The sequence below is a fragment of the uncultured Cetobacterium sp. genome, assembly GCF_947038635.1.
Classification (GTDB): domain Bacteria; phylum Fusobacteriota; class Fusobacteriia; order Fusobacteriales; family Fusobacteriaceae; genus Cetobacterium_A.
Genome location: NZ_CAMQXC010000179.1, coordinates 1 through 3,022, shown reverse-complemented (window position 1 = coordinate 3,022; position 3,022 = coordinate 1). Strand labels below are relative to the sequence as shown.

Below are 3,022 nucleotides of genomic sequence, written 5' to 3'. Positions count from 1 at the left end.
ATTAAAAAATGAAACAGTAATAGTTGGAGATAGATTATATACTGATATAGCATCAGGGTATATCAACGGTTGTGACACAATATTAGTTTTAACAGGAGAAGCTAAAAGAGATAGCAAAAGTGTTTATAACCCAACTTATGTATTGGAAAGTGTAGTTGATATATAAAAAATAACATACGATAATTTACTGAGGGGGATAAAATGTCAAATACTAATGTAGGCGTATTAGGTAGAACAATTAGGATAGTAGAAAAAACAGGGAATAAGCTTCCACATCCATTTATTTTATTTGGAATATTTTCAATAATTACTTTATTTGTATCTTTTAGTTTAAATAAGCTAGGATTTGGAGTAACATATTTTGAAAGTGCTAAAAATGCAGGTGAAGTTGGTAAAAACATAACAATAGTAGTTGAAAATTTGTTAACGTTTAAAAATATGAGAACATTAGTTCAAGACATTCCAACTATATATGTAAATTTTCCATCATTAAAAATAGTAGTTTTAATGATGATGGCGATAGGTTTAGTTGAGAAAACAGGATTTTTTACAGCTTTAATGAGAAAATATCTATTAAATGCTCCAAGAAGTATTATAACAGGAGCTTTAATATTCACTGCAGTTAATGCAAATATAATGTCAGATGCAGGAACTATTTTTGCTTTTACAATAGGAGGGGTTTTATTTGCAGCTTTAGGAAGAAACCCTAAGATTGGAATAATAGCTGGATTTGCTGCATGTAGCGGAGGATTTACTGCAAATATGTTTGTTGCAGGTACAGACGCATTGCTAGCTGGAATAACTGAACAGGCAGCAGCGGCAGTGGGAGTAAATTTAACAATCAATCCATTATGTAATTATTATTTTATGGCTGCTGCAACAATTGTTTTAACAATAACATTGACTATTTTTACAGAAAAATTTGTTGTAAAAACTGTAGGAGATACAGATTTAGGAAATAATGCAGAGTTATTAAAAAGTTATAAATTAACTTCTAAGGAAGAAAGAGGATTGAAATTTGCTTTCTATGGTTTTTTAGCTTTTATGGCTATATTTTTACTACTATGTTATCCTGAAAATGCATTTTTCAGAAATGCTGATGGAGGCTTCTTACCAAAATCGCCATTGCTATCATCTATTGTTCCAATAATTTTTGTGATGTTCTCTGCTATAGGAATATCTTATGGTGTGGGAGAAGGAAAGATAAAGACAACAAGAGATATTCCTAAGTTATTGCAAGCTGGATTAACTCAAGCAGTTCCTTTAATGGTAACTTTACTGTCTTCATCAATATTTATATATCTATTAAACAAATCAAATATATTTAGAATATTTGCTGTTAAAGGTTCGTTTATATTAAAAGAAGCAAATGTAGGACCGCTACCACTATTACTACTAGTTGTATTAATAACAACACTGATAAATCCCATGATGACATCTGGATCAACAAAATGGATTTTATTAGCTCCAATGGTAGTTCCAATGTTTACTTTATTGAATATTTCGCCAGCTTATGCTCAATTAGCTTTTAGAATTGGAGATTCATCAACGAATATTATTTCTCCATTACATTCATCAATCCCTGTAATTTTAGGTCTTTTAGCTCAGTATCAAGCTGAAGGAAAAATACCAAATACAAAGGAAGAGGGAGAAGCAGGGTTTGGAACAATTTTTGCTTTAACACTTCCATACTCAATTGTTATTTTGGCTTCATTAATTTCGTTGATGGTAGTTTGGTATTTCTTAGGGTTACCAATTGGTCCAGGATTTAATTTAAACTTATAAATAACTAGGGGGAATTTATGAAATTACTTAAAAATGCATTAATAATGGATTATAAAACAAAAAGTTATAAGCTATCTAACATTTACTATGAAAATGGAGTAATTCAAAAAATCGCAGCCGAAGAAAAAATTGATGATTTAGAATATGAAGAGATCATAGATGCTGAAGGTTTATATGTAACATCTGGATTAATTGATGCTCATACTCATTTAGGAATGAAGGGAGATAGTCAAGGGTTTGAAGGGATTGATCACAATGAAAAAAATGATCCAATAACTCCAAATATGAGAGCTATCGATGGAATTAATCCACAAGATATAACATTTAAGGAAGCTTTAGCTTCAGGAATAACTGTTGTAGGTAGTGGACCAGGGTCAACTAATGTTATTGGTGGGCAATACTCTTGTATAAAAACACATGGAACATCTGTTGATAAGATGATTATAAAATTCCCTTTAGCTATGAAAGTGGCCTTTGGTGAAAATCCTAAAAAAAATTATAATTCAAAAAGTAAAACTCCAATAACTCGTATGGGAATTGCTGCACTATTAAGAGAGACAATTGAAAAAACTTTTGAATATAGAAACAATGAGAATAGAAAATATGATGCAAAGTTAGAGGCTATGTTACCTGTAATAAATAAAGAGATCCCTTTAAAAGCTCATGTTCATAGAGGGGATGATATTTTAACTGCTATAAGAATAGCAAAAGAGTTTAATTTAGATATGACTTTAGATCATTGTACATGTGTGGTAGATGTTTTAGATGATGTTTTAAATGAAAAGTATTCTTTAATAATGGGACCATCTTTAGGGGCTCGTGGAAAAATTGAATTAAAAGGAAAATCTTTTAAAAATGTGGCACTTGTAAGTGAAAAGAGAGATATTTGTATAACGACAGACGCTCCTGTAATTCCTTTAGAGTATCTACCTATATGTGTAGGATTAGCTATAGAAAATGGAATGGATGAATGGAAGGCGTTAGAATCTGTAACTATAAATGGAGCTAAAGTTATGAAAATTGATGAAAAGTATGGTTCCTTAGAGGTTGGTAAAATAGCTGACATTGTAGTTTGGAAAAGAAAACCTTTTGTATCTGTAACATCACCAAAATTTGTTATAGCAGAAGGAAAAAATATAGATATTTAAAAAAATCTTTTAAAAGGTATTGGTTTTATAATTTTATAAAACAGATACCTTTTTATTTTTTAAAATTTTTTATCTACTGCTATTGACTT

At 30.1% G+C, this 3,022-nt stretch carries 3 protein-coding genes; all 3 read left to right on the top strand.

What is annotated here, in order from left to right; all coding sequences use genetic code 11:
* Positions 1-19 precede the first annotated feature (19 nt).
* Genes Q0V08_RS11325 through Q0V08_RS11315 form a run of 3 tightly spaced genes read left to right on the top strand, consistent with a single transcriptional unit; the run spans position 20 to position 2,933 of the window.
* The gene (locus Q0V08_RS11325; RefSeq protein ID WP_297434825.1) at positions 20-166 is read left to right on the top strand and encodes an HAD hydrolase-like protein; all 147 of its coding nucleotides are present in this window, start codon (positions 20-22) and stop codon (positions 164-166) included.
* Positions 167-201: 35 nt separating this feature from the next.
* Positions 202-1,785, top strand: coding sequence for an AbgT family transporter (locus Q0V08_RS11320; protein WP_297434824.1), 1,584 nt, complete (start codon positions 202-204; stop codon positions 1,783-1,785).
* A 17-nt stretch (positions 1,786-1,802) separates the two neighbouring features.
* Positions 1,803-2,933, top strand: a complete 1,131-nt coding sequence (locus tag Q0V08_RS11315) for an amidohydrolase (RefSeq protein WP_297434823.1) — start codon at positions 1,803-1,805, stop codon at positions 2,931-2,933.
* Positions 2,934-3,022 lie beyond the last annotated feature (89 nt).